Below are 25079 nucleotides of genomic sequence, written 5' to 3'. Positions count from 1 at the left end.
CGAGCCTGCCTTTCGGATTTATACCTGCACTGCGGCCGGTCGACGCGAAATCAAGAAATGCGATCCATACGAAAGTTTTTCTTTCGCTATGAAATCCGCACCAAAACACCGGGGTTCATCATGCCCGACGGATCGAATGCATCCTTCAGCCGTGCCATGAGCTCCCGCTCCACCGGACTTCTGTTTCGGTCGGCCATGGCGATCTTGGCGCGGCCGAGCCCATGCTCGGCGGCGAAGCTCCCGCCCATGTTGGTGGCTGAAGCGGCCAGCGCCTCAGCGAATACCGCGGCTTTCCCATCGAAATCGGCGCGGCCTTCCGGCGGCGACAGATTGTAGTGGATGTTGCCGTCGCCGAGATGGCCGAACGGGTTGATCCGCACGCCCGGAAGAATCTCGTGGCATAGTTTCGCGCCTGCCTCGATGAAGCGCGCGATCGCGCCCGGCGGCACGGAGATGTCGTGCTTGAGCTGCTCGCCCTCCAGCCGCTGGCCTTCCGGCTGCTCTTCGCGCAGGCGCCAGAACTGCGCCCGCTGCGCGCCCGAATTGGCCAGCGCGCCATCGACGACCAGGCCTTGCTCCATGCCCCATTCCAGCGCCGAACCCAGGATGTCGTCGAGGGGAACGCGCGTCGAGCCCGACGCCATCTCGACGAGCAGATAGACGTCGCCCCGCGTCTCCAGCTGATAGGCGAGGTCTGGAAGATGCTTGAGCGCGAGCGTCAGGCCGACATCCGAAAAGAATTCAAGGCCGGTAAGGAACTCTCCGGCCTCGCCACGCAGAAACGCGCCGAACGACACGGCGGCGGCGAAGTCGGACATCACCAGCAGCGCGCTCGCCCGCTGCTTTGGCGAGGGATAGAGCCTGAGGATTGCTCGCGTCACGATGCCGAGCGTGCCTTCCGAACCGCAGAACAGCTTGCGCAGCTGATAGCCTGCATTGTCCTTCTGTACCGCGCGCATTCCGTCCCACACCGTGCCGTCCGCCATGACGACCTCGAGGCCGAGGACCAGATCCTGCATCATGCCGAAGCGGAAGGCCTGGCTGCCGCCGGCATTGGTGCCGATCAGACCGCCGATCCTGGCGCTGCCTTCGGCCCCAAGATGCATCGGGAACATCAGGCCATGCGGCTCCAGTGCCTCGTGCAGCGCGGCGAGCACGACGCCTGCCTCAACCGCGATCGAGCCGCTCTCCGGATCCGGCTCGCCGATTGCGGTCATGCGCGACAGCGAGACGATAACCGCGTCGGGCTGCTCGGCGACGGCCCCACCACACAGGCCGGTATTGCCGCCTTGCGGCACGACTGCCAATCCTGCCTGCCGGCAAGCCTTGACGACCGCGGCCACCTCCGCGGTGTTGGCGGGGCGGGCGACGCCCACGGGCCGGACGCCGTAGCGGTTGAGCCAATCGCGCTGGTAAGGTTGGGCATCATCGCCCGAAAGCCAGCCTTTCGGTCCGAGTATCCCGCGCAGGGCGACTATAGGATCGGTCATTGAAATTCCTGCTGATGTGCGCGCGAACGTTGCATCTCCCGGGATGCTGTTCAATGACCCAGCACCTGCGACAGAAATTGACGGGTTCGCTCGTTTCGGGAGGACGTGAAGAACGCCTCCGGCGGCGCCTCTTCGACGATCTCGCCGCCGTCCATGAAGATGACCCGGTCGGCGGCGCGACGGGCGAAGCCCATTTCGTGGGTCACGCAGATCATCGTCATGCCTTCGGAAGCGAGCGTCACCATGACATCCAGCACCTCGGCGATCATCTCCGGGTCGAGCGCCGAGGTCGGCTCGTCGAACAGCATGATCTGCGGCTGCATGCAGAGCGCGCGGGCGATCGCGACGCGCTGCTGCTGGCCGCCGGAAAGCTGGCTCGGAAACTTCATTGCCTGCTCAGGGATTCGCACCTTCTCCAGAAAGCGCCTGGCCGTCGTCTCGGCTTCCGCGCGCGGCCGCTTGCGGACGATCATTGGCGCGATCATGCAGTTCTCCAGCACCGTCATGTGCGGGAACAGATTGAAGTGCTGGAACACCATGCCGACTTCGCGCCTGATCCCGTCGATATTGCCGACGTCGTCGTTGAGCTCGGTGCCGAGCACGGCGATGCGGCCGCCGTCATGCTGTTCGAGCCGGTTGATGCAGCGGATCAGGGTGGATTTGCCGGAGCCTGACGGACCGCAGATGACGATCCTTTCGCCGCGCTCGACGGAGAGATTTATCTTCCGCAGCGCGTGGAACGACCCGTAATGTTTGTCGAGACTTTCGATTTGCACGGCCGAGCCGGACGGGAGCGTCGATTCCATGCATGCCTCCTTAGCGGTCGCCGACCGCCATGCGCCGCTCGAGGTAAGCGCCGTAGCGGGACAGGCTGAAGACGAAGACGAAATAGATGAAGGCAATGAAGGCATAGACCTCGACATAGGCGAAGCGCCATTCGCCGGTGCCATAGGCGGCGTTGCCGGAGGCCAGGATCTCGAAGAAGCCGACGATGACCACCAGCGAGGTCTCCTTGAACGAGATGACGAACTGGTTGATCGTGGCCGGCAGCGCGTTGCGCATCGCCTGCGGCAGAAGGATGCGGCCGATACGCTGCCAGTAGCTCATGCCGAGCGCCATGGCGGCTTCTTCCTGCCCGGCCGGGACGCCCTGCATGCCGCCTCTGACGATCTCGGCCTGATAGGCGGAGAAGAACAAGGCGGAACCCAGGATCACCCGGTAGAGCTTGTCGCCCGCCATCCACTGCGGCAAGGCGAAAGGCAGGACGATGGCGAAGGTGAACAGGATCGAGATCAGCGGCAACGACCGGACCCCATCGATGATGAGACCGGTGGTCCTGGATATCCATGGCAGCTCGGAGCGGCGCAGCAGCGCCAGGCAGACCGCCAGCGGGAAGCCGATCAGGCAGGTGGTCACGAAGATGAAGAGGGTGAGCGCCAGCCCGCCCCAGGCTTCCTCGCCGACATAGGAAAGGCCGAGCACGCCGCCCTTCATCAGCACGTAGTACGACGCTGCTCCTGCTCCCCACACCAGCGCGATCCGGCGTCCGGTCCAGAAGGCCGGAATACAGCTCAGCACCGTCATCACCACCACGGTCAGGCAGGCGAGCGCGGAGCGCCATTGCTCCTCGAAGGGATAGAGGCCGAACAGGATGATCCGCCACCGGGCAGCGATGACCGACCAGCAGGCTCCCGCCGCCGCCTGGCACGCATCGGGTCCACCGCTGGTCGTGAACACGGCAGAAAAGACTGCCCAGTTGAGCAGTTTCCAGACGATAGAGACCATGATCGCCAGGGAGATCAGCGACAGCAGCGCCTGGAGCGGCGTCGCGAAGAAGCGGCGCTTCAGGTCTTCGAGCCTGCCCGGGGCAGGGGGGGCGACAATGACCATCTCCATCTCTGTCATCCCCTCAGTTGATTGCCCTTGAGGGCAATGGCCTTGTTGATGCGGTTGAAGACGGCGGCGAGGCTGAGATTGATGGCGAGGAAGCCTCCCATCAGGATGCCGATCACTTCCAGGGTCTGGCCGGAATGATTGATGGTCAACGCCACGATCATGAAGAAGTCGGTGAAGCCGACGGCAATGCCCATGGTCGTCGCCTTCATCAGCCAGACATACTGGTTGGCAAGGATCGGCAGCATGGCCCGCAACGCCAGCGGCAGACGCACCAGCGTGAAGACGCGCCATGGGCTCAAACCGAGCGAGAGTGCAGCTTCCATCTGGCCCATGCCGACAGATTTGAAGCCGCCGCGCACGATTTCTGCGATGTAGGAGCCGCCATAGATGGCGATTGCGATAGCCAAGGCGGAGAATTCCGGCGGAACGCGCAGGCCGCCCCTCAGGTTGAGGCCTTCCAGGGCCGGGAAATCGAGCAGCGGTGCGTCAGGCAGACGTCCTACCACCAAAACGATGGCCGCGCAGGCCAGCGCCGCAGCAGCACCGGCAAGCTGAATGGTGGCACGCTGGCCGAACGGCTGGCTGAGCCGTGACGTCCTGCCCAGCCAGACCGGCAGTGCGATGGCGGCGATCACGGCCGATGTGGCCAGCGCCATTGCCGTCCCGCCGACATTCGGCGCCGGCACGTAGAGGCCGCGGCTGGTCAGCAGAAAGCCCCAGGCTTCGTGTGCAGCGCGCGGCGTCGGCAGGTGCGTGATCAAAGCGTACCAGAAGAAGACCTGGAGGATCAGCGGGATGTTGCGGAAGATGTCGACATAGGTGCGGCCGAGCAATTGCGCCAGTTCGTTGGACGAGGTCCGCGCCAGGCCGACGATCGTCCCGACGAGCGTTGCCAGGATCAGCCCGGTGCAGCCCAGGAACAGCGTGTTGATGATGCCGATAAGGAAGAACCACCAATAGGGATCGTTGGCCGTGGCCGGCAGCAACGAGAAGTTCACGTCCCAGCCCGTCGACTTGAACAGGAAGTCGAAGCCGGAGGTAATGCCTTGCTCGGCGAGGTTGCGCCTGGCGATCATCACGCAGGCAAGGACCATCGCGGCGAGTGAGCCGACATAAAGGGCCTGCAACAGCGCGTTGCGGACCTTCTGATTTCTCAGCAGGCTGATCATCAGGATCTTCCCGAATTGGCGCCGGCTCCGCCGGGCAGGCGGCCGGGCGGAGCGCAAAGCGGATGCGTTAGGAACGGATCAGTCGATCACCAAGGGGATCAGTCGATAACCAGCGGGAACAGGACGCCGCCATTGTTCCAGAGGTTGGTTAGCTCGCGATCCATCTTGTAGGGCGAATCCTTGCCCAGGTCGCGATCGAAGATCTCGCCGTAATTGCCGACCTTCTTGATCACGTTGTAGGCCCAATCGTCGGAGAGTCCGAGGCCCTTGCCCATGCCGGGCGTGACGCCAAGGAACTTCGCCACCTGCGGCGAGGTCGGCTTGGCCTTGATCTCGTCGACGTTCTTGGAGGTGATGCCTTCCTGCTCGGCGAAGATCAGTGTGCTCAGCGTCCAGTTGGCGATGTCGACCCAATTGTCGTCGCCTTGGCGCATGATCATGACTTCCGGCTCTACCGCGAGCACGTCGGGCAGGATGACATGGTCTTCGACCTTGCTCTTGGCGATGCGGGCGATGGCCAATGTCGGACCCCACTGCGCATAAAGATCGCAACGGCCGGAGAAGTAGGCCTGCTCCAACTCTTCCGTCTTTTCGATCAGCACCGGCTCGAGCTTGATGCCGAGCTTCTGGGCGTAGGCGGCGACCTGCTGTTCCTGCGAAGTGCCGGCGGGAATGCAGATCGTGCCGCCATTGGCATCCTTGAGCGATTTCAGGTTGAGCTCCTTATGCGCCATCACCTTGGTGGTGCCGAGATAGTAGGACATCGAGAATTGCAGGCCGAGCTCGGTATCGCGGCTGAGTGTGCCGCCCGAGGCCTTGATGATGATGTCGACATCGCCCGACTGAAGCGAGGGCCAGCGCTGCGCCCAGCTGATCGGCACGATCTTCAGTTTCGCCGGATCGCCGAACACAGCGGTCGCCACCGCCTTACAAAGGTCGATGTCCATGCCCTTCCAGTTGCCCTTGTCGTCCACTTCGGCGAAGCCGAGATAGGAGCCGTCATGGCCGGTGCAGTTGAGCACGCCGCGGGCCTTCACGGTCTCCAGCGTCTTGCCGCCGGCGGCTTCAGCCGGCGCCGCCAGATGCGCGAGGCCCAGGGCCATGGCGGCGGCCCCCCATTTGATCATTTTCATAGTTGTTGTCTCCACTGTTGAGGTTGTTCCGTTTCTTGTTGTTGGAACCCCGCAAGATGTCTTCGGGACTCGGTCTCGAAGCCGCCTCTCAGTCGGAAAGCGGGGTCGGTTTCGGCAAGGAGAGTTTCAGGTCGCTGCGCCAGTCCTCCTGGGCCAGCCACCGATGGAGCGCCGCCACCGCCTTCACGCGCAGATGCCCGCGCGGGACGACGAGATAGAAACCAGGCACTTCCTCCGGCTTCATATCGGCAATAGCGTCGCGGCCGATCGGCGCCACCAGAGCGCCGGAGCGGAAATCTTCCTCGGCATCGATCACGGAAACCAGGCCGACGCCGATGCCCTGCAGGGTCGCCCGACGCATGGTCGCGGCATCGTCGAAGCTGATGCTGCGGTCTCCATCCGTCAGCTCGACGCCAAGGTGCCGCAGAATATCCGGCCACAGGCGCTTCGACTTGACGGTGTCGAGCAGCGTGAACTTCGTGAGATCGTGCGCCGACTTGATCTTTTCGCCGATCGCCGGCGTGCAGCAAATGATCTTCGGATCCGGCACCAAGAGCGTGGTTTCATAGTCCGGCCAGTTGCCGTAGCCCCACTGCACGGTCATATCGATGTCGTCGCGCCCGAAGTCAGGCAGGTCGACCATCGTCGTCAGGCGCAGATCGGCGCCCGGCAGCATCTCGCGGAAGAGCGAGAGCCTGGGCAGCAAATAGTGCGTGGCGAAGTAGGGGCTGGCATTGAGGTTGATGCGGTCGCGGTAGTTCGACTTGGTGACGCGGCGGACACCTTCGGAAAACTCCTCGAAGCCGGCCTTGACGTAGTGCGAGAGCAAAATGGCGGATTCGGTCAGCTCGATCGAACGACCCTTGCGCTCGAACAGCGTCACCTGGAGCGTGTCCTCCAGGAGCTTGATCTGCTGCCCGACCGCTTGCGGCGTGACCAGCAATTCATCGGCTGCCTGCCTAAAACTCTTGTGCTGCGCGACGGCGTGGAAAACGCGCAGCGCATTGAGCGATGGGAGGCGAAGCTTGCCGGTCATGGGAATTCCGCCTCCTTTCGTTCGAGACTCCGTCGAGCATGCACTGCTGAATGTCAGCCGGGCCGGGCTGATGAAGTTGGTTCAGGCGTAGATGTAACCACCTGAGACAATGACGTTTTCGCCGGTCATGTAGGTATTCTTGGGTCCGCCGGTCATGAGTACCCACTCGGCGATTTCCGTCGGCTCGGCGCCGCGGCCGAGAGGGCTTGCCTTAGCCAGCTCCTCGAGAAAACCGAGCGCCTTTGCCTTCTCCGTGGCCATGCCGGCGGGTGCGACGGAATTCACCAGGACGCCGTCCTTGGCGACGTGATGGGCAAAGGAGCGCGTCAGGCTGACGACGGCTGCCTTCGTCGCTGCATAATGGGCGTTCTGCGGATGCGCCTTGAAGGCATCGACCGAGGTGAGGTTCACAATCCGCCCGCGGACATGGTTCTTCGGCTCTTGCGCCTGCATGTGGCGAACCGCGGCCACCATCATGTGATAGGTGCCCTTGATGTTGATGCCGTTGGAGGCGTCCCAATCGGCGTCGGTGATTTCGAGCAGCGGACGGCGCGGATAGATGGCGGCGCAATTGATCAGCGTGTCGATGCGCCCGAGCTTCGAAACGATGGCGTCGAAAGCGGCATGGCACTGCGGGCCGACCTGGATGTCGCAAGTCGCCGCTGCGGTCGGCAGGCTCTTGGCCTTTGCCGGATCGAGCGCGCTCTGCGCTGCTTCCTGGTTGATGTCGATGATACCGATCTTTGTCGCTCCGGCCTCCACGGCCATGCGGGCGAGAAGAGCGCCGAGGCCTGCGCCGCCGCCAACGATCAGAACGGAAAGGTCTTTCATCCTGTTTCCCTTACTTGGTGCCGCTCGGCGAGGTTGGCCAGGTGGGCATGATGTCAAAACGGGTAACGTCGGCCCATGCGGGGAGCGCGAGAACCGCGGTCACCATCTTGGCCACGTCATCCGGCTGCACCACTTTGCTGGCGTACATGGCCTCGCGCGTCTTGGCGTCGAGGATGTCTTCATAGAGCTGCGTCTCGACACGGCCGGCGACGATCTCGGTGACGCGTATGCCGGACGCAGAGAGGTCGGCGCGCAGCGCGCCGGCAAAGCCGGAGATAGCCGCCTTGGTGGCCGCGTAGACGGCGATGTTGGAGAATGCCGTGTGGCCGGCGACGGAACCGGTGAACAAGATATGGCCCGACTGCCGCTCGCGCATCTGCGGCACGACGAGGCGGGTGAGCAGGATCGCGGCACTGAGGTTCACCTCGAGCGTGGTGTCGATGTCGGCGATGTTCATATCGGCGAAATTGCCGAGCGGCGGCATGATGCCGGCATTGTTGATCAAGACGTCGACGGTGAGATCGGCCAGCACCGATTCCAGCGCCTCGCGGTCGGTAACGTCGACGGCGATCGGCACGATGCCCGGACGCTCGGCCTGTAGCTCCTTGAGCGCGGCCTGGCTGCGGCCGACGGCATAGACGTCGTAGCCGGCGTCGCTCAGCGCAATTGCCATCGCCCGCCCTATGCCGCTCGTCGCTCCTGTTATGAAGGCTGTCGTCACCTGGGCTTCCCCGATTGCTTGGATTTCAGTTTGCGGCCTGGGCCGATGCCGCGAAACCAAGAAAAGCAGCAAAAAGGAAAGATAAACTTTCGAACGCCTTTCGGCGGCTGGAATATTCCGGCGTGCCTACGCGGCGACAAACGCTGCTATCCCAAGGAAAACAATGTCCTCAACCTGCGAAGGCGGATTTCCGATCGCCAACTGAGAAAAAACATGGCTTTCGTAAACAACCGGCCGCCCGCGCGGCGACAGAGGCAAACGACGTCGAAGTCGGGTGAACCTACCCGGCGGTCGGCAAAGGCTTTTTCAGCTTGGTGAAAAGCGAGGCCGCCGCGGCCTTCTGCTCGGCCTCGGTTGCCTCGACGCCCGAGGCTTTGGCAAGTGCGCGCACACGTCCCAAACTGTTCTGCAGATGCTTGCGCATCGCCTGTCGGGCTTTGCTTCCGTCCTGCCTTTCAATGGCATCGACGATGGCTTTGTGCTCGCTGTGGATGCGCGCGTAGTAGCTGTCCTTGAGGGCAGGCTCGACGACATAACCGAGCTGGAATCTCGGCACGATCATCGGCCCGAGATAGGCAAGGAAGCCGTAGATGAATTCGTTGCGCGCCGCCTTAGCGATCGCGAGGTGGAAGTCGTAATCGTAATGGATCTGGACCGCGGCGGGGTCGGCCTGCTGCGCGTCGATGTCATCCATTATGGCGCGGATGCCGCTTGCTTCCTTGTCGGTGCGGCGTTCCGCACAGAGCCCGGCGGATTCCACCTCGACGCTCAGTCTGAGTTCAAGCAAGGAGATGGTTTCCGGCAGGGTCCTGAGTGCCTCGTCCGGGATCGAGAAACTGCGCGGGGTCGGCGTCTCGCTGACGAACATGCCGCGCCCCTGCTGCGGAACCACCATACCCTCGGAGCGCAGCCGCGCCACTGCTTCGCGCACGACGGTGCGGCTGACGTCGTATTCGGCGCAAAGTTCCGCCTCGGTCGGCAGTTGCGCGCCGGGCTGCAACTGACCGGAGCGGATCTTTTCGGCCAAGCTCTCCGCCACCAGGGTGGAAAGCGGCTTGCGTTTGGTCATTGAGGTCCTTCCGTTCAAATCAGATCAGGGCCGTTCAAGTTCAGATTCGGGATGATGCCCGAACCGGCAGGACCATTCAAACCGCCGCGGTGACGATCAGTTCGACCAGCATGCCGGGCTTGGCCATGCAGCCCTCGCCGGAGGAGCGGGCCGGCGCGTGCTCCTTCGGCATTCAGGCATCCCAGACCGTGTTGACCTCGTCGAAATCCCGCACGTCGTCCAGCCACATCTGGACGTGCAGGATGCGGGTCTTGTTAGTGCCCGACTTGGCGAGCAGCGCGTCGATCTTGTCCAGCACCTCGCGCATCTGGTCGGCCGCGGATTGGCCCGGCTTCGCCACCTGACCGGTGAGGTACAGCGTGCCGTTGTGGATGACGCCGTGATGAACGCGGGTGTCGAAGTCGAAGCGCTGGATGTCGGTCACGGGTTCTCTCTCAGGTAGCCGGCGTCAGCCGAATGGGATTGCCTTGCAGATACTGCGCGTAGGGCGCCTGGACGAGCCAGCCGGCATCGACGGGCAGGGTCACGCCGGTTATCGAGGCGGCGCGGTCGGAGCACAGGAACAGCGCGGCCTCGGCAACGTCGCGCGGCTCGACGAAGCGGCGCAGAGCCGTGGTCGCCTGGATGGCTTCGGGGTTGCGCTCGCCCTTGGCGATCTTTGCTTTCAGCCCGTCCGACAGCGTGTAACCCGGAGCCACGGCATTGACGCGTACCCCATGCGGGCCGAGCTCGGCGGCCAACATCTGGGTGAGGGCCAGCACCGCATGTTTGCCCGGCGTATAGGCCGGCAGCGACAGCGGCGCGAAAGAGGCAAGCGAGCCGACATTGAGGATCGCCCCGCGCCCGGCCGCCGACATCAGCCGGCCGAACACCTGGCAGCCGAGCAGGGTGCCGCGATAGTTGATGCGCCACATCTCTTCGTCTTCGGCGAGGTCCTGGTCGAGCACATGCTTGCCACTCTGCAGGATGCCGGCGCAGTTGACGACGACATGAGGCGTGCCGAACGCGCTCACGACTTCCGTCGCCAGCGCCTCGACGGAGACGGGATCGGCAACATCGGTCCGGACGAAGAGGGCGCGCGGCGCGCCTATGCTCCCGCAGGCGCTCGCCGTTTCCTTGCCACGGACGCTGTCGCGGCCGGCGACGACCACCTGATAGCTGTCCCCGGCAAAGCGCTCGGCGATCGCACGGCCGATGCCGGACGTGCCGCCGATGATGACGGCGCTCATTGCATCAGCCATGGTGGCGGTCCTTTCGCTCGATGTCGAAGAACGCGGCCATGGCCTCGACCTGGAAATCCATCATCGGGCGTCCGGGTTGGATGCGGCAGCCGATCGTCTTCGCCGCCTTGAGCAGGGCGGTCTCGGCCGGCTCCATGATGATGTCGACCACTGTCATGTTCGGGGTCAGCTTGCTAACATCCATCGGCAGCGGGTCGCCGGCTTTCAGGCCGGACGGCGTCGCGTTGATCGCCATGTCCATGCCGGACGGGTCGGGATCTGCGACTTCGATGCGGCAATCGGGGAAGGACTTGTTGACCAGCGATGCGAGTTTTTGCGCGCGTTCCCTGTCGATGTCGGCCAGGCGGATTTCCGCCGCGCCTTCTTCAGCAAGGCAATAGGTCAGCGACGACCCCGCGCCGCCGGCGCCGACCTGCAGGATGCGCTTGCCGGCGATCTGGTGTCCGCCTGCCTTCAAGCCATCGATGAAGCCGACGCCGTCGAAATTGTCGGCATACCAGCTGCCGTCCGCCTGCCGGCGCACCGAGTTGGCGCTCTGCACGCGCGCGGCGCGGTCGTGAGCGGCCGCGCATTTGTGGTAGACCGGGACCTTATAGGGCACGGAGATGATCACACCTCTGATGTTCTCGGCCGCCGTGATGCCGGCCCAGAAAGTGTCGAAATCTTCCGGACGGCAGCTCAGCGGCACCATCAGGCTGTCGAGCCCCTTCTGCTCGAAGATCTCATTGAATATGCCGGGGCTCTTCGCATGGCCCACAGGATGGGCCAGCATGACGAAGATGTCGGCCTTGCCGGTTCCGCGCATCGGTTATTCCTTTCCGTTTGACAGTTCGTGATCACTCAGGATTTCGAGCGCCCGCACGAGTGACGAATGGTCGGCGTCCGCGCCGGCGGTTCGCGCTGAGCAGGCATTCATCAGCTGCTGCGCCGTTGCCGTGCCCGGCAATGCAACGCCAAGCGCGCGAGCACTTTCGAGCGCAAGACCGAGATCCTTCTGGTGCAGCCGGATGCGGAAACCCGGGGCGAAGGCGCGGGCGATCATGCGCTCGCCATGCACTTCAAGCACGCGCGATGAGGCGAAGCCGCCCATCAGGGCAGTGCGCACCTTCGCCGGATCGCAGCCGGCCTTGCCGGCAAAGACCAGCGCTTCGGCAACCGCCTCGATGTTGAGCGCGACGATGATCTGGTTGGCGATCTTGCATGTCTGGCCGGCGCCGTTCTTTCCACCGATCAGCGTGATGTTGTTGCCGAGCTCCTCAAAGATCGGCAGCGCGCGCTCGAACTCGGCGGCCGGTCCGCCGACCATGATGGTGAGGCTCGCCGCCTTGGCGCCGACCTCGCCGCCGGAGACCGGCGCGTCGAGATAGCCGCCCCCCGCTTCCGTGATTTTCGCCGCAAATTGGGCGGTGGCGATCGGGCTGATCGAGCTCATGTCGATGACCAGCTTGCCGGCGGATATCCCTTCAAGCACGCCGTTCTGGCCAAACAGGACGCGCTCCACGTCAGGCGTGTCGGGCAGCATCGTGATGACGATCTCCGCGGTTCGCGCCACCTCAGCGGCGGAGGCGACGACCGATGCTCGCAGATCTGCAGGCAGAGGCGAGCGGTTGAGCACCGTGACGACCTCATGCCCTGCGTCGGCGAGATGCCTTGCCATCGGCGCCCCCATGACGCCCAGTCCGATAAAGCCAATCTTCATTTGCAACTCCGTTGCGGCCAGAGCCATCTTGCAGGCCAAGCTTGCCATATGATATAGGACATCATATAAATTTCAATGCACCTTCTTCTCATTGGAGACCGATCGCAAGATGCAGGAGCGTGTCAATTCGCTAAAGGCTGCCGTGCAGGCGGGCAAACCCCATATCGGTATCTGGTGCTCGCTGGCTTCGGCGCTGACCACCGAGGTCGTCGCCGGCTCCGGGACGGGCTGGCTGCTGATCGACGGCGAACACAGCCCGAACGATCTGCGCAGCATCATGGCGCAGCTGCAGGTCGCGGCAGCGTTTCCTTGTGAGGCAGTGGTGCGCCTGCCGTCCGACGATGCCAGCCTCATGAAGCAGACTTTGGATGTCGGCGCCCGCAGCTTGATGATTCCAAATGTGCGCACGGCGGAGCAGGCACGCGCCATCGTCGCAGCCATGACCTATGCGCCAGGCGGCTTCCGCGGCTTTTCCGTCGGTCATCGTGCCAACGCGTTTGGCCGCATCGCCAGCTACCACGCCAAGGCACGCGAGCAGCAGCTGCTGGCCGTCCAGATCGAGGACGAATCGGGCGTCGCCAATGCGGGCGAGATCGCCGCTGTCGCGGGCGTCGATGTGCTCTTCGTCGGCCCCGGCGATCTCTCCACCAATATGGGCGCGATGGGCAATCCAGGCGCTGCACATGTGCAGGAGGCGATCGCTTCGGTACGCAAGGCCGCGGCCGCCGCTGGCAAGGCCAGCGGCATCCTGGCGCCGGTCAAGGCCGACGCCGACCGCTATGTCGCCGACGGCTTCACCATGATTGCGGTGGGCTCGGATCTCGGTTTGCTGGCGCGGGGCTCGGATGCCCTGATCGCTTCGTTCAGGCAGTAGGAAAAGCCATGGCAATTCCTCCTTACAAGGCGCCTTCCCGGAACGCCTACGACATCGTCATCGTCGGTGGCGCGGTGATCGGTTCGTCGACCGCTTACTGGCTGAGCCAGGCGCTGGGCAGCGGCGCGTCGATCCTCGTGGTCGAACGCGACTCAAGCTACGAGTTCTCCTCGACGGCGCTCTCCACCAGCGCAATCCGCCAGCAGTATTCTAACCCGATCAATGTGAAGATCAGCCAGTTCGGCATCGAGATCATCCGCGGTTTTCAGGAGCGGATGGCGCCGTTCTACACCAATGAGCCCGCGCCTGATCTCGGCTTCAAGGAACATGGATATCTCTACTGCTGCTCGCCCGAGGGCGTGAACGCGGCGCGCGAACGAGTCGAGCTGCAGCGCAGCCTCGGCGCCCACACCGTCTTCCTCGAACCGGGCGCGTTGAAGGAACGTTTTCCCTGGCTGAATGTCGACGACCTCGGCGGAGGTTCGTGGGGTTCGCGCGAAGAGGGCTGGTTCGACTCCATGGGCTTGCTTAATGGGTTCCGCCGCGCGGCGCGAGCGAGCGGCGTCGAATATATCGACAACGCCGTGACGGATTTGGATGTTTCCGAAGGCCGGGTCGTCTCGGCCCGTCTCTCGACCGGCCAGACGGTTCGTTGCGGAACCCTAGTCAACGCCGCCGGTCCACGCGCACAGCAGGTCGCCGCCATGGCCGGCTTGTCCATCCCGGTTGCTCCCTACAAGCGCTACAGTTTTGTTTTCGCCAGCGCCAATCCCATCCCCGGGCGGATGCCCAATGTCATCGATCTTTCCGGCACCTTCGTGCGTCCGGAAGGCGAGCTCTTCCTCACCGGCAACACGCCGCAGGGCGACGGGCCGGCCGAATACGACGACTTCGAGATGCATTTTGAAGAGTTCGACGACTACATCTGGCCGGCGCTTTGGCACCGCATTCCAGCCTTCGACGCGTTGAAGGTGCAGACCAGTTGGACCGGCCATTACGAATACAACATGCTCGACCACAACGGTATCGTCGGCTTCCACCCGGAGGTGACCAACTTCATGTTCGCCAACGGTTTCTCCGGCCATGGCCTGCAGCAGTCGCCTGCCGTCGGCCGGGCGGTCTCGGAGCTGATTGTCCACGGGGCTTTTCAGACGCTCGACCTGTCGCCGTTCAGCTACGAACGCATACCGCGGAATGAACCGTTTCTCGAAGAAGCGGTGATCTAGCGGCCTTGAGTGTTGACCGCCTTGCGCCCTCTTCCCGGTCGCTGAGATCGGCTCGTTTTCGCCCGACAACGGACTTCAAACCAAATGTCCGATGGCGGCCCGGCTGCCCGTGCCTCAGATATTCTCCGGCGTGACAATTTCAAATGGTATTGATCGTTGAAGGGTGGCGAATGGTGCCTGTGGTCCAATGACGTCGATCATGGTCTGCACGAGAAGGGCGGAAGTCGCCTCGAGGGGATGGCAGAGCGCGGCTGTGATCAGTCCCTCAGACAGTCCTTTTCGGGTCTCCGGGCCAATGTCGCGGCACACCACCTTGATCCCCGCTCGCCTCTCGGCAGACGCCTCCCTTAAGGCACGAAGAACGCCTGTGATGCCGCCGCCAACGATCAGAATCCCGACAAGATCGTCGGTCGTCTTCAGCAACTCCGCCACCATGCGGTAAGCTTCGCTTGGTTCCTCATGAGTGGGGCGGCTTTCCTCAACTGTGAGCCGAGGCGCGTGCTCGCGCAGATAGGAGCGGAAGCTGGCATCCGAGACATCCTGGCACTGATACCGGTGATTGCCGATGAAAACCGCAATGCGACCGGGGCCTTGCGTCGTTTGCGTGATCAGGAAGGCTGCGGTCCGCCCCAGCTTCCAATTGTCGGTGCCCACATAAGCCGCCCTTTCCGGGGCGGATTGATCCGTGATGTAGGAGACGACCGGTTTCCCCATTTCCTTCAGTGAACGGATGGCCTGGCCAACGATCGGGTGATCCGCCGCGACCACCGCGACCGCATCGCATCCCTCGCCGAGCGCGATAAGACGGCCCGATATGGTCTCCGGCGTTAGAATATCGACGAAGTCGACGACAGGTTCAATGACCTCGTCCCGACGCTCGCGACAGGCGGCAATAATCTTCTTCCCGAACAGCTGGTAGAGGTCGCGGGTCGACTGCTGGAGCAGGAAACCCAGCCGGTAGTGTGGCGATATTTTTCGGGCCCGATCGTCAATCGCTCCTATGCCGTAAAACCCGATTTCCTCCGCGGCGCTCTGCACGCGTTGGACTGTCTTGGGCCGCACGGAAACGGTGCCGCCCAGAATTCTGTTCACGGTCGCCACCGATACGCCTGCCGCCGTGGCGAGATCATGGATTGTCGGCCGCTTCATTGAACGCCCATCCCTTTGCAGTATCATCATGATTGAAACTAAATGATACAAATGCAATTTTGATACTATTTCTGCCTTCTCCAAATATCAACCCTCCGATATGAATTGCGCCGAGTTAGGGCTCGGCCAGCTGAGCCCAGGGCGGGGCCTGATCCCTGCAGATTCCAGACCGATCCGGGTGAGGAGGCGCTGTTACGATGGATGACCTTCAGTATGGAACACGCGACAAACGCGGCAATTGGGCCCCGCACCGCCGCGCCGAGCCGGCGCCGATCTGGCACCGTCCGTTCAATGCGAAAAGAGTGGTGGCCTGGATTCCGGAGTTCTTCTGGCCGTGGAACACGTTCCATCTCGCCACGTCGCTCATTTGGGTCAATCTGCTCATCCCGAGCTGGCAAAGCCTCGCGAGCTTTTCGCTGCTCAACTACCTTTGGCTGTATGGCCTCAACGCCGCCGGGATTTTTCTTTTCTACGGCTTCTTCGAGTTGCGCTACTACATCCAGCGCAAGCAGCAGAACCGTTTCAAATACAATCCGAAATTTCCGTCCGAGGTGCCCTCCGACGTGTTCTGGTTTCAAAGCCAGAACATCGACAATTTTGCCCGCTCTTTTTTCGTCACGATACCGCTGTGGACGGTGGTCGAGATCGTGATGCTGTGGGTCTATGCCAACAGCTGGGCGGTCTGGCTGCCGTGGACGACGAACTGGCTATACCTGTCGTTCCTGGTGCTTGTCGCGCCGGCCGTGCATGAGGTCTATTTCTTCTTCCTGCATAGGGCGATCCACTGGCCGCCGCTCTACAAATGGGTGCATTCGGTCCATCACAATTCGATCAACCCGAGCCCGTGGTCGTCGCTGTCGATGCATCCGGTCGAAGGCTTCCTCTATCACGCTGAGGCCTGGCTGCACCTGTTGATCCCGTCCAACCCGGTCTGCGCCTACTTCACACTGCACGGCGCGGGTTTCGGCGCGGTGAACGGTCACCTCGGTTTCGAGATCTTCGAAATCACCGACAAGGTCAATCTCGATAGCCATTCCTACGTACACTACCTGCATCACAAGTATTTCGAGGTGAATTACGGCGGCGACGGGTTGGTACCCCTCGATAAGCTGTTTGGCACCTGGCACGACGGCAGCAAGGAAGCCGACGAGGCCATGAAGGCACGCTTCCGCAAGAAGAAGGAAAAGATGCGGAGCCGCCAGGAAGGCCGCGGTGATCCGGCGCCTGGAATGCCGGCGGAATAACCAACCAAACGCTGTTTCGGCTGAGCCGTGAGGAGCGGGCCCGGAGCAGGAAGACTTTTGTTGAAACCCCACGGGGTAATCTGGGAGGAATACCATGAAGCTTTTCAAGACACTGGTGTCGACAGCGGTGCTGATCGGGTTCAGCACCGGCGCGACGCTCGCCGCCAATATCTTCGTGGTCGGCGGCAAGCCCGACGATCCGTTCTGGTCGATTGTCAAGCGCGGCGCTGAAGACGCCGGCAAGGTGGTCGAGGCTCAGGGCGGCAAGGTTACCTGGCTCGGGCCGCAGAACTACGACAATCTCGGTGTAGACGCCGCCGAACTGATCCGCCAGGCGATCGACCAGAAGGCCGACGCCATTGTCGGCCCGGACTGGGTGCCGGAAGCTATGGACCCTGCGTTCAAGGCGGTAAAGGACGCGGGCATTCCGCTGCTTATCTACAATGCCGGCGGGTTGAAAGCGGCCGATCGCCTTGGCGCCATGAACTATGTCGGCTCGGACGATTATAAGGGCGGCGTCGCGGCCGGCGAGTACCTCACCAAGGCTGGCAACAAGAAAGGCGTCTGCATCAACACGCTGCCAGGCGCCGCCAACATCGAGGCGTTTTGCGGTGGCTTCAAGGAGGGGATGAAGAACGGCGGCGGCGAAGCCGACGTGCTGCCACTGCCAGCCACCTCGTTCGGCTCGGCCACGGCCGTTGCGCAGGCGGTGAAGGCCTATCTGCTACAGCATCAGGACGTGAACGCCGTCTTCACCATCGGCAACGTCGATGCGAACTCGGCCATGAACGGCATTACCCAGGCCGGCAAGATCGGAAAAGTCCATCTGTGCGGCATGAATTTCGACGAGACCATCCTGAACAACATCAAGGGCGGCCAGCAGGACTGCGCGATCGACCAGCAGGGCTATCTGCAAGGCTATCTCGCCGTTGCGATCCTGAACGGCCATGTCAACTATGGTTTATCGGTGCCTACGCGTGAGATCCTGACGGGACCAGGCATCATCGACAAAGCAAATGTCGACGCCACCATCGCCGGCGTGAAAGCAGGGACGCGATAATCCTCCCCGCCTGGGCCGCCCTCGCTTTTACTGCGGGGCGGCCTCTTTCCTTCTCGGCGTCGGCCGCATCGTGGCAGGTCGGCATGTTCGCGGATTACCCCAATGGCACATCCCGTGACGTCCACATCAATTCCGGCGCCGGACCGAACGCAATCCGGACTGGCCCTCGGCCGGCTGGCGCGTCGGCCGGAGTCGGGCTCGTTTCTCGGCATGGTCGCAGTTCTGCTGTTCTTCGGGCTGTTCGGCGGTAGTGGCTTTTTGTCGGCCGCCGGCACGGCCAGCTGGCTGAACATCGCTTCCGAGATCGGGATAATCGCGCTGCCGATTGGACTGCTGATGATCGCCGGGGAACTGGACATCTCGGTCGGTGCGGTGATCCCTGCTGCTTCGCTCACGGCGGCCATCGTCTCCGGCCATTATGGCCTGCCCGATTGGCTCGGCATAGCGGCGGCGCTTGGCCTTGGCCTCGCGGTCGGCTTCATCAACGGGCTGTTCGTGACGAGGACAACCATCCCGTCGCTCATCATTACCATCGGCACCATGTTCGGCACGATGGGTCTGACGCTGGGGCTTACCGTCAAGATCGCCGGCAGCACCGGCGTCTCGCTTGTGCCTGACCCGCTCACCAAGCTAATCCTCGGTGATTATCTCGGCGGCATGTTCCAGGTCACGATCCTGTGGTGGGTGGTGTTCGTCGTCGGTCTGTTCTGGCTGCTGCACGTCTCACCGATCGGCAATTGGATCTATGCGCTGGGCGGCGACAAGGAGAGCGCGCGCAACGTCGGTATCCCGACCAAGCGGCTCACCATCGGCCTGTTCATGCTGTCCGGCTTCAGCGCCGCTTTCGTCGGGGTCAGCGAGGTGATGGTCTATCAGAGCGCGCAGGTTTTGGCGGGCCAGTCCTTCATTTTCAATTCCATCATGTGCGTCGTCATCGGCGGCGTTTTGCTCACGGGCGGTTTCGGCTCGATCGTCGGCATCCTGTTCGGCACCCTTACTTTCTCGATCGTGAACCAGGGCATCTATTTCACCAGCCTGGATCCCAATGTCGGCAGCGTTATCATCGGCGCGCTTCTGCTGATTGCGGTATTGACCAACGATACGTTCCGGCAATTGGCGCTCAGCTATTCGTCGAAGAAGGCAGGTCAGTCATGATAGACGTGGTCAAGTCCTTGCTGCGCCGTCCCGACGCCGGTTCCATCCTCAGTCTCGTCGGCGTGGTGCTGTTCTTCGTTCTGTTCGGCGGCGCCAATCCGGTCACGCTGGTTGGCGCGGCGAGCTGGGTCAACTTCGCGGCCAATCTCGGCATCGTCGCCATCCCCGTCGGCCTGTTGATGATCGCTGGCGAGCTCGATATTTCCATCGGCGCGTTGATCCCGGCGGGTTCGATGACCACTGCGATCCTGACCGGTTACTACGGATTCCCCATAACAGTGGGCATTGCCGGCGCGCTGGCGGTCGGCATCGCGGTTGGCTTGGTCAACGGCCTGCTGACCATTCGGACTTCAGTGCCGTCGCTGATCATCACCCTGGCCACGCTCGTCGCCATGCAGGGCGTGGTGCTCAGTGCTTCGGTGCTTCTGACCGGCAATGCCAGCGTGGCGCTCACCGCGCCGGACTGGGCAAAATTCCTATTCGGACAGCTGATCGGCGGCAGTCACCAGGTCATCATCGTCTGGTGGCTCGCGTTCGCCGCCATTATCGGTTTCGTGCTGCACAAGACGCGTTATGGCAATTGGCTCTTTGCAATGGGCGGCGACAAGGTCAGCGCCCGCAACGCCGGCATCCCGACGGACCGCATGACCATTGCCCTGTTCGTGCTGTCCGCGGTCAGCGCCACATTCGTCGGCATCTGCCAAGCGATCCTGTTCAACTCCGCCCAGGTCTCCGGCGGCATGAACTTCATCTTCAATGCCATTGTGTCCGTGGTCGTGGGCGGCGTGCTGCTGACTGGCGGATTCGGCTCGGTCCTGGGCATCTTCGTCGGCACCATCACCTTCGCCATGGTCAGCCAGGGCATCTACTTCACCCAGATCGACCGGAACTGGTCGAACCTGATCATCGGCGTGATGCTCCTGCTTGCGGTGCTGATGAACCAGTCGTTCCGCGACTTGGCGCTGTACTTCCGGCCGCGGCGCAAACAAGGCCCGCCGCGAGAGCCGGCAAACCCATGAGAAGCGAGTTCAGATCAGGCCCCGCTTCGCCGAGCACCTTGGCGCAGCCGGATGCAGATGAAGAGATGACGCCATGAACGACAAACCTGCCATTCTCGAACTGAGGAACGTCAACAAGTCCTTCGGACCGATCGACGTCCTGCACGATATTTCGCTGAGGGTGCGCGCCGGCGAAGTGCTCTGCCTGCTCGGCGACAACGGCGCCGGCAAGTCGACGCTCATCAAGACGCTAGCCGGGGTCCACAAGCCCACAAGCGGTCAGATCCTGATGGATGGTCAGCCGGTGACCTTCACCGGACCGAGCGACGCGCAGAGACGCGGAATCGCCACGGTGCACCAGTTTGGCGGCACGTTTCCGCTGATGAGCATCGGGCGGTCTTTCTTCGTCGGCGTCGAGCCGACCAAAGGTTGGGGTCCGTTCAAGATCTACGACCGAAAGCGCGCCAATGAGATCGCGGTGAAAGCGGTCCGGGATTTCGGCATCACCCGTATCGATGACGGCGACCGCCTGGTCGGGGGGTTATCGGGTGGCGAGCGCCAGTCGCTCGCTATTGCCCGCGCCGTATATTTTGGAGCGCGCGTGCTGATCCTGGACGAACCGACCGCGGCGCTCGGCGTCAAGCAGGCCTCCCATGTGCTGCGCATCGTGAACGAGGCCAAGCGGCGTGGCCTGGCGGTGGTCTTCATCACCCACCAGGTCATGCACGCCATGGCCGTCGGCGACCATTTCGCGGTGCTGATCCGCGGCGCCATCGCCGCCGATTTCCGTAAAGGCGAGAAGTCCCGCGAGGAGATCACGGACCTGATGGCGGGCGGCGAGACCATGTCCGATCTGGAGGTCCAGGTCGCGGGTTACATGGACACCCATGAGGGGCATCCGCCGTCCCTACAGGTGCTGAAGGGCCCAACCGCGCATTAGACTTCACAAAGGTATTTCCCAGCCTGGTGCCGCTCGATGCCGCCGCTGCCCATAATTCGAAGAAGCAAAGCAGGACAGAAATGACAATTCGCATTGCAGTGATCGGCGCCGGCTTGATGGGTGCCGACCATGCCAAGATAGTCGCCGAGGAGTTACCAGGCGCCACCTTGCAATTGGTTTGCGACATGGACGAGCAGCGCGCCCGTAGCGTGGCCGACGCGTGCGGCGCCTTCGACATTGCCACGGACCCCAAGGGCAGCATCGCCCGGCAAGACGTGGACGCCGTGATCATCGCGAGCCCCGATTTCACGCATGCGCCGCTTTCGATGGCCTGCATTGCCGCCGGCAAGCGGGTCCTCTGCGAAAAGCCGCTTTCGCAAGCATCGGCCGAGTGCGTCGCGGTGATGGAAGCCGAACAGAAGGCGGGCGCGAAATTCGTCCAGCTCGGCTTCATGCGCCGTTACGACCGTTCCTACCAGGAAATGAAACGGGCGCTTGAAGAAGGCCGTCTCGGCCGGGCGCTGATGATGCACAATTTCCACCGCAATGTCGAAACGCCGGCTGCCGATTTCACCGGCGCGATGGCCATCACCAATTCCGCTCCGCATGAATTCGACGTGGTGCGCTACGTGCTTGGAACCGAGTATGCGGCAATCTCTGCATTCCAGCCGAGCCGCTCCGATGCGCGCGTCGCACCCGTCGTCATGGTGCTGGAAACGGTGGACGGCCAGCTCGTCAACATCGAGATCAACAACAATGCCGCCTATGGCTACGACGTTCGCGCCGAGCTGGTCGGCGAGCGCGGCACCGTTGCGACCAGCAACGTCGCCTATACCCGCACGGAGTCGGCGCTTACCCAAAGCACAAGCTACGACGCCGACTGGCGGACCCGCTACTACGATGCCTATCGCCGCCAGAACCGCGACTTCCTGCGCTTTGCCACGACCGGCGAGTTCCCGGCGATCGCCTCGGATTGTTGGGACGGATACTGCGCGGCCATCGTTGCCGAGGCCGGCGTGAGGGCACTGAGGGAAGCCCGCCGTACAGAAGTTCAGATGATTGCAAAGCCGGAGTTCTACGCGTGAAGCTGGGTTTCGTTTCAGATAGTCTCGGCGGTCTGCCGCTTGAGGCGGTGCTCGATCACGCCCAGCTCATGGGCGTGTCCGGCATCGAGGTGAACACTTGCGGCTGGTCGACGGCGCCGCATTTCCGGCTGTCGTCCATGCTAGGCAACAGGGAGGCTCAAAAGCGGTTCGCTGGAGCGTTCGAGGAACACGGGCTGGAGATCATCAGCCTGAACGCCAACGGCAATCCGTTGCATCCGACCGATCATTCCCAAGGCGAAGGATTGAGAGATACCATCCGCGTCGCCGGCGAGATGGGCATCCGCACCGTCTGCACCATGAGCGGCCTGCCGGCCGGCAGCGCCGGCGACAGCATGCCGAACTGGGTCGTGTCCTCCTGGCCGCCGGAAACACAGACCATCCTCAAATATCAATGGGAAGAAAAGCTGATCCCGTTCTGGACCGAAATCGCTGCCCTTGCGAAAGCAAACGGCGTCGAGCGCATCGCGCTCGAGCTGCACGGCAATCAGTGTGTCTATAACGTGCCCTCGCTTCTGAAACTTCGAGCAGCGGTCGGACCTGTCATTGGCGCCAATCTGGACCCTTCGCATCTGTTCTGGATGGGCGCTGATCCGCTTGCTGCCGCCGAAGCGCTGGGCGCCGCCATTTATCATGTTCATGCCAAGGACACGCTGCTCAACCGACCCGTTCAGGCCACGACCTCGCTGCTTGAGAATGGCAGCCTGATGGACATCCCGGCTCGCTCCTGGAGCTACATCACGCTCGGCTTCGGCCATGGCGAGGAGTGGTGGCGGCAGTTCTGCTATCGGCTCAAAATGGCCGGCTATGACGGCTGGCTTTCCATCGAGCACGAGGACGTGCTTCTGAATTCGGTGGAGGGGCTGGACAAGTCCGTCGCGCTGCTCCAGGGCGTGATGCCGTCGGCCCCCGCGGACTTCAAACCACAAGATATCTGAGGAGATGCTCAATGCCCTGGGTCGACGCATGCGCCGCCGATGACATCGAAGCCGAGGAAGCCAAACGCTTCGACGATGGCGGCCGAACCTTCGCGATCTTCCGCAACGACGCCGATGAATATTACTGCACGGACGGGCTGTGCACGCACGAGAGGATCCACTTGGCCGACGGCCTGGTCATGGGGAATACAGTGGAATGTCCGAAGCACGCATCGATCTTCAACTTCACGACTGGCGAGGTGGAGACGCCGCCGGCTTGCGAGAACCTCAGGACATATAAGACGAAGGTCGAGAACGGCCGCGTCATGGTCGAGGTTTGATCGGTCATGAGCCAACCGTTCCAACTGGCCGCTTGCGCCGAGATGCTTTGGCGCGATCGTCCGATGGCTTGGCGCGTCGCGCGGCTGCATGAAATGGGTTTCGGCGTCGGATTGTGGAATTGGCCGGACCATGACCTCGCGGCGCTCGAGAAGACTGGCGCGAGCTTCACGATCATGAACGGCTATCTCGAAGGGCGGCTTGCCGACGACGAGGGCGCCGACATGCTCTTGAAGTCAGCTTCCGAGACCGCGAAGGTCGGAAAACGCCTCGGCGTCGCCCGGTTGAACCTGCACGGCACCGGGCTTGGAGAGGGCGGTATTCCCATCGTGAAGGCCGAGGTCGAGACCGGCCCCATGTGGCTGAAGGCGCGCGACACGTTGAACCGCATCTGCGACATGGCCGAAGCGGAAGACGTCGTCTTCACACTCGAAAACCTGAACCTGCTGGATCACCCAGGCTGCCCCTTCGGCTCCACGGCGGCGGTGCTGGCTTTGGTGTCGTCGATCGACAGGCCGCAATTGCGGATCAACCTCGACCTCTATCACACCCAAATCGGCGAAGGCGACATCGTGCGCTGGTGTCAGAAGTGCCTGCTCTTCATCGGTGAGGTGCAGGTCGCCGACAATCCGGGTCGCTGCGAGCCGGGGACAGGCGAGATGAACTGGCCCTACATCGCGAGGGCCCTGTTCGACATGGGATATCGCGGGGCAGTGGGACTGGAAGCTTTTGCGCAAAATGATCCGGAAGCAGCGCTGGACGCGTTCCGGCGTGCTTTCACGATCTGAGATACGAACCGCGGCGGAGGCTGACCATGGGCATGTATCACAACCGTCCTCATGTCGAGGACATTCGAAAGATGAAGCGGAATGGACAGAAGATATCCATGCTCTTCGTCAGCACGCCCGAGGAAGCCGCCGCCGCAGCGGCGGCGGGCATTCACATGCTGTCGATCGAGGGCCGATATTTCGACCACGAAATGCGGGATGCGGCCGGCAACTGTTTCGTACAGGTCGGTCTGCCCTATGGCGGCTGGGGCAGTTTTGCAGGCCGGCCTCTTGCCACGGCGGAAGATTATCTGCGGGCGGCCTTCCATTTCGCCGGCATTGGCGGCGACGCCTTCTACTGCGCGGCCTCCTATGACGTGCAAAGGGCGCTCTGCGACAATCACCTCCCAGTCGTCGGCCATATCGGCCTGATTCCTTCCTACATCACCTGGACGGGGTGGCGAGCGGTCGGCAAGACGGCGGACGAAGCGCTCCGCCTCTGGCGGCATACGAAGAGGCTCGAGGAGATCGGCGTCTTCGGGGCGGAATTGGAAGTCGTGCCTGACCGGGTGGCGAAATTCCTGACCGAGAACTCGTCATTGGTGATGCTTGGCATGGGCGCCGGCAAACATGCGGATGCGCAATATCTCTTCACCGAAGACGTCTGCGGCTACGGCAAGAACCACAAGCCACGACATGGAAAGGTCTACCGAAATCTTGGTCCTGAGTTGCAGAAGATTCAGGACGAGCGCATCGCGGCGTTCAAAGAATACAGGGCCGATGTCGAATCTGGCCGATACCCAGGCTATGAGCACACCGTTCCGATCGGAGATGCCGAGTTCGACAGCTTCATGCAAGCGGCCAAACGGTGAAACGATGCCTCAGCTACCCACGTCATCACCAGCAGGCGCCAAGCAGCCGGTAGTGCGAAGCACCAAAGCGCCAACTCTCGCTGAGCTCAAAATACTGATTGCAAAGAAGGAAATGATACTTCCGGCGAAACTGGAGACAGCGGCTCGACT

Annotated in this window: 26 protein-coding genes; 12 read left to right on the top strand and 14 right to left on the bottom strand. The window is 62.5% G+C overall.

Translation table 11 applies throughout. The features are described 5' to 3' along the window. Positions 1-86: 86 nt before the first annotated feature. The 13 genes from LB552_RS12680 to LB552_RS12620 all read right to left on the bottom strand — a co-directional run bounded on the left by LB552_RS12680 (position 87) and on the right by LB552_RS12620 (position 12285). Positions 87-1490: an FAD-binding oxidoreductase gene (locus LB552_RS12680; RefSeq protein ID WP_224606215.1), complete on the bottom strand. Its 1404-nt coding sequence runs from the start codon at positions 1488-1490 to the stop codon at positions 87-89. 50 nt (positions 1491-1540) lie between these two features. Continuing rightward, positions 1541-2296: an amino acid ABC transporter ATP-binding protein gene (locus LB552_RS12675; protein WP_224606213.1), complete on the bottom strand. Its 756-nt coding sequence runs from the start codon at positions 2294-2296 to the stop codon at positions 1541-1543. A gap of 10 nt (positions 2297-2306) precedes the next feature. Further along, positions 2307-3386 (bottom strand): amino acid ABC transporter permease, encoded by a 1080-nt coding sequence (locus tag LB552_RS12670; protein ID WP_224606211.1) that lies wholly within the window; start codon positions 3384-3386, stop codon positions 2307-2309. Between the two features lie 5 nt (positions 3387-3391). Next, complete coding sequence (locus LB552_RS12665) at positions 3392-4555, bottom strand: ABC transporter permease subunit (protein WP_224606195.1); 1164 nt, start codon at positions 4553-4555, stop codon at positions 3392-3394. A 98-nt stretch (positions 4556-4653) separates the two neighbouring features. Beyond that, positions 4654-5688, bottom strand: a complete 1035-nt coding sequence (locus tag LB552_RS12660; protein WP_224523047.1) for an amino acid ABC transporter substrate-binding protein — start codon at positions 5686-5688, stop codon at positions 4654-4656. An 88-nt stretch (positions 5689-5776) separates the two neighbouring features. Continuing rightward, the gene (locus LB552_RS12655) at positions 5777-6724 is read right to left on the bottom strand and encodes a LysR substrate-binding domain-containing protein (RefSeq protein WP_224523045.1); all 948 of its coding nucleotides are present in this window, start codon (positions 6722-6724) and stop codon (positions 5777-5779) included. Between the two features lie 81 nt (positions 6725-6805). Then, positions 6806-7555, bottom strand: coding sequence for an SDR family NAD(P)-dependent oxidoreductase (locus LB552_RS12650; protein WP_140630296.1), 750 nt, complete (start codon positions 7553-7555; stop codon positions 6806-6808). Positions 7556-7565: 10 nt separating this feature from the next. Next, positions 7566-8276: an SDR family oxidoreductase gene (locus LB552_RS12645; RefSeq protein WP_224606192.1), complete on the bottom strand. Its 711-nt coding sequence runs from the start codon at positions 8274-8276 to the stop codon at positions 7566-7568. Between the two features lie 280 nt (positions 8277-8556). After that, positions 8557-9345, bottom strand: coding sequence for a FadR/GntR family transcriptional regulator (locus LB552_RS12640; protein ID WP_224523025.1), 789 nt, complete (start codon positions 9343-9345; stop codon positions 8557-8559). Between the two features lie 172 nt (positions 9346-9517). Further along, positions 9518-9769 carry a Rid family hydrolase gene (locus LB552_RS12635; protein WP_411965941.1) on the bottom strand — a complete coding sequence of 84 codons (252 nt, stop codon included), beginning with the start codon at positions 9767-9769 and terminating at the stop codon, positions 9518-9520. Positions 9770-9779: 10 nt separating this feature from the next. Then, positions 9780-10586, bottom strand: coding sequence for an SDR family NAD(P)-dependent oxidoreductase (locus LB552_RS12630; RefSeq protein ID WP_224606189.1), 807 nt, complete (start codon positions 10584-10586; stop codon positions 9780-9782). Continuing rightward, positions 10579-11391 (bottom strand): shikimate dehydrogenase family protein, encoded by an 813-nt coding sequence (locus tag LB552_RS12625; RefSeq protein WP_224606186.1) that lies wholly within the window; start codon positions 11389-11391, stop codon positions 10579-10581. Before LB552_RS12625 ends, LB552_RS12630 begins: the two co-directional genes overlap by 8 nt. Before the next feature lie 3 nt (positions 11392-11394). Further along, the gene (locus LB552_RS12620; RefSeq protein WP_224606183.1) at positions 11395-12285 is read right to left on the bottom strand and encodes a 2-hydroxy-3-oxopropionate reductase; all 891 of its coding nucleotides are present in this window, start codon (positions 12283-12285) and stop codon (positions 11395-11397) included. Positions 12286-12394: 109 nt separating this feature from the next. Between LB552_RS12620 and LB552_RS12615 the strand changes: the two genes are divergently transcribed. Then, complete coding sequence (locus LB552_RS12615; RefSeq protein WP_224606179.1) at positions 12395-13159, top strand: HpcH/HpaI aldolase family protein; 765 nt, start codon at positions 12395-12397, stop codon at positions 13157-13159. A gap of 8 nt (positions 13160-13167) precedes the next feature. After that, entirely contained in the window at positions 13168-14385 is a 1218-nt protein-coding gene (locus tag LB552_RS12610) for an NAD(P)/FAD-dependent oxidoreductase (RefSeq protein WP_224606176.1), read from the top strand. A gap of 114 nt (positions 14386-14499) precedes the next feature. On the opposite strand, the gene LB552_RS12605 is transcribed toward LB552_RS12610, so the two are convergent. Continuing rightward, positions 14500-15534, bottom strand: a complete 1035-nt coding sequence (locus tag LB552_RS12605) for a LacI family DNA-binding transcriptional regulator (protein ID WP_224606173.1) — start codon at positions 15532-15534, stop codon at positions 14500-14502. Positions 15535-15731: 197 nt separating this feature from the next. On the opposite strand from LB552_RS12605, the gene LB552_RS12600 reads away from it, so the two are divergent. From LB552_RS12600 to LB552_RS12555, 10 genes are all read left to right on the top strand, one after another. Beyond that, the gene (locus LB552_RS12600) at positions 15732-16778 is read left to right on the top strand and encodes a sterol desaturase family protein (protein ID WP_224606170.1); all 1047 of its coding nucleotides are present in this window, start codon (positions 15732-15734) and stop codon (positions 16776-16778) included. A 94-nt stretch (positions 16779-16872) separates the two neighbouring features. Beyond that, a complete protein-coding gene (locus LB552_RS12595) occupies positions 16873-17838 on the top strand; it encodes a sugar ABC transporter substrate-binding protein (RefSeq protein ID WP_140542665.1) in 966 nt (321 codons plus the stop codon). A 102-nt stretch (positions 17839-17940) separates the two neighbouring features. After that, positions 17941-18993 (top strand): ABC transporter permease, encoded by a 1053-nt coding sequence (locus LB552_RS12590; protein WP_140630329.1) that lies wholly within the window; start codon positions 17941-17943, stop codon positions 18991-18993. Continuing rightward, entirely contained in the window at positions 18990-20012 is a 1023-nt protein-coding gene (locus LB552_RS12585) for an ABC transporter permease (RefSeq protein ID WP_224606167.1), read from the top strand. The genes LB552_RS12590 and LB552_RS12585 overlap by 4 nt, the downstream gene beginning before the upstream one ends. A gap of 73 nt (positions 20013-20085) precedes the next feature. After that, entirely contained in the window at positions 20086-20931 is an 846-nt protein-coding gene (locus tag LB552_RS12580; protein WP_224606165.1) for an ATP-binding cassette domain-containing protein, read from the top strand. A gap of 80 nt (positions 20932-21011) precedes the next feature. Further along, complete coding sequence (locus LB552_RS12575) at positions 21012-22016, top strand: Gfo/Idh/MocA family oxidoreductase (protein ID WP_224606162.1); 1005 nt, start codon at positions 21012-21014, stop codon at positions 22014-22016. After that, on the top strand, positions 22013-22972 hold the full coding sequence (locus tag LB552_RS12570) for a sugar phosphate isomerase/epimerase family protein (protein ID WP_224606160.1): 960 nt from the start codon (positions 22013-22015) through the stop codon (positions 22970-22972). Before LB552_RS12575 ends, LB552_RS12570 begins: the two co-directional genes overlap by 4 nt. Positions 22973-22983: 11 nt before the next feature. Beyond that, complete coding sequence (locus LB552_RS12565; protein ID WP_224606156.1) at positions 22984-23292, top strand: MocE family 2Fe-2S type ferredoxin; 309 nt, start codon at positions 22984-22986, stop codon at positions 23290-23292. 6 nt (positions 23293-23298) lie between these two features. Further along, positions 23299-24078: a TIM barrel protein gene (locus tag LB552_RS12560; RefSeq protein ID WP_224606153.1), complete on the top strand. Its 780-nt coding sequence runs from the start codon at positions 23299-23301 to the stop codon at positions 24076-24078. Between the two features lie 32 nt (positions 24079-24110). Next, the gene (locus LB552_RS12555; protein ID WP_411966012.1) at positions 24111-24929 is read left to right on the top strand and encodes a 3-methyl-2-oxobutanoate hydroxymethyltransferase; all 819 of its coding nucleotides are present in this window, start codon (positions 24111-24113) and stop codon (positions 24927-24929) included. The last annotated feature ends 150 nt before the right edge of the window (positions 24930-25079 follow it).

The sequence above is a fragment of the Mesorhizobium sp. CA7 genome (assembly GCF_020165015.1).
GTDB lineage: Bacteria > Pseudomonadota > Alphaproteobacteria > Rhizobiales > Rhizobiaceae > Mesorhizobium.
Note: the sequence above shows the minus strand (reverse complement) of the source record. Positions and strands in the feature narration are given on the sequence as shown.

Bases quoted from the DNA above. Each gene is read 5' to 3' on its own strand.
- LB552_RS12680 (WP_224606215.1), bottom strand. From the start codon at position 1,490: ATGACCGATCCTATAGTCGCCCTGCGCGGGATACTCGGACCGAAAGGC.
- LB552_RS12675 (WP_224606213.1), bottom strand. From the start codon at position 2,296: ATGGAATCGACGCTCCCGTCCGGCTCGGCCGTGCAAATCGAAAGTCTC.
- LB552_RS12670 (WP_224606211.1), bottom strand. From the start codon at position 3,386: ATGGAGATGGTCATTGTCGCCCCCCCTGCCCCGGGCAGGCTCGAAGAC.
- LB552_RS12665 (WP_224606195.1), bottom strand. From the start codon at position 4,555: ATGATCAGCCTGCTGAGAAATCAGAAGGTCCGCAACGCGCTGTTGCAG.
- LB552_RS12660 (WP_224523047.1), bottom strand. From the start codon at position 5,688: ATGAAAATGATCAAATGGGGGGCCGCCGCCATGGCCCTGGGCCTCGCG.
- LB552_RS12655 (WP_224523045.1), bottom strand. From the start codon at position 6,724: ATGACCGGCAAGCTTCGCCTCCCATCGCTCAATGCGCTGCGCGTTTTC.
- LB552_RS12650 (WP_140630296.1), bottom strand. From the start codon at position 7,555: ATGAAAGACCTTTCCGTTCTGATCGTTGGCGGCGGCGCAGGCCTCGGC.
- LB552_RS12640 (WP_224523025.1), bottom strand. From the start codon at position 9,345: ATGACCAAACGCAAGCCGCTTTCCACCCTGGTGGCGGAGAGCTTGGCC.
- LB552_RS12630 (WP_224606189.1), bottom strand. From the start codon at position 10,586: ATGGCTGATGCAATGAGCGCCGTCATCATCGGCGGCACGTCCGGCATC.
- LB552_RS12625 (WP_224606186.1), bottom strand. From the start codon at position 11,391: ATGCGCGGAACCGGCAAGGCCGACATCTTCGTCATGCTGGCCCATCCT.
- LB552_RS12620 (WP_224606183.1), bottom strand. From the start codon at position 12,285: ATGAAGATTGGCTTTATCGGACTGGGCGTCATGGGGGCGCCGATGGCA.
- LB552_RS12615 (WP_224606179.1), top strand. From the start codon at position 12,395: ATGCAGGAGCGTGTCAATTCGCTAAAGGCTGCCGTGCAGGCGGGCAAA.
- LB552_RS12610 (WP_224606176.1), top strand. From the start codon at position 13,168: ATGGCAATTCCTCCTTACAAGGCGCCTTCCCGGAACGCCTACGACATC.
- LB552_RS12605 (WP_224606173.1), bottom strand. From the start codon at position 15,534: ATGAAGCGGCCGACAATCCATGATCTCGCCACGGCGGCAGGCGTATCG.
- LB552_RS12600 (WP_224606170.1), top strand. From the start codon at position 15,732: ATGGATGACCTTCAGTATGGAACACGCGACAAACGCGGCAATTGGGCC.
- LB552_RS12595 (WP_140542665.1), top strand. From the start codon at position 16,873: ATGAAGCTTTTCAAGACACTGGTGTCGACAGCGGTGCTGATCGGGTTC.
- LB552_RS12590 (WP_140630329.1), top strand. From the start codon at position 17,941: ATGGCACATCCCGTGACGTCCACATCAATTCCGGCGCCGGACCGAACG.
- LB552_RS12585 (WP_224606167.1), top strand. From the start codon at position 18,990: ATGATAGACGTGGTCAAGTCCTTGCTGCGCCGTCCCGACGCCGGTTCC.
- LB552_RS12580 (WP_224606165.1), top strand. From the start codon at position 20,086: ATGAACGACAAACCTGCCATTCTCGAACTGAGGAACGTCAACAAGTCC.
- LB552_RS12575 (WP_224606162.1), top strand. From the start codon at position 21,012: ATGACAATTCGCATTGCAGTGATCGGCGCCGGCTTGATGGGTGCCGAC.
- LB552_RS12565 (WP_224606156.1), top strand. From the start codon at position 22,984: ATGCCCTGGGTCGACGCATGCGCCGCCGATGACATCGAAGCCGAGGAA.
- LB552_RS12560 (WP_224606153.1), top strand. From the start codon at position 23,299: ATGAGCCAACCGTTCCAACTGGCCGCTTGCGCCGAGATGCTTTGGCGC.
- LB552_RS12555 (WP_411966012.1), top strand. From the start codon at position 24,111: ATGTATCACAACCGTCCTCATGTCGAGGACATTCGAAAGATGAAGCGG.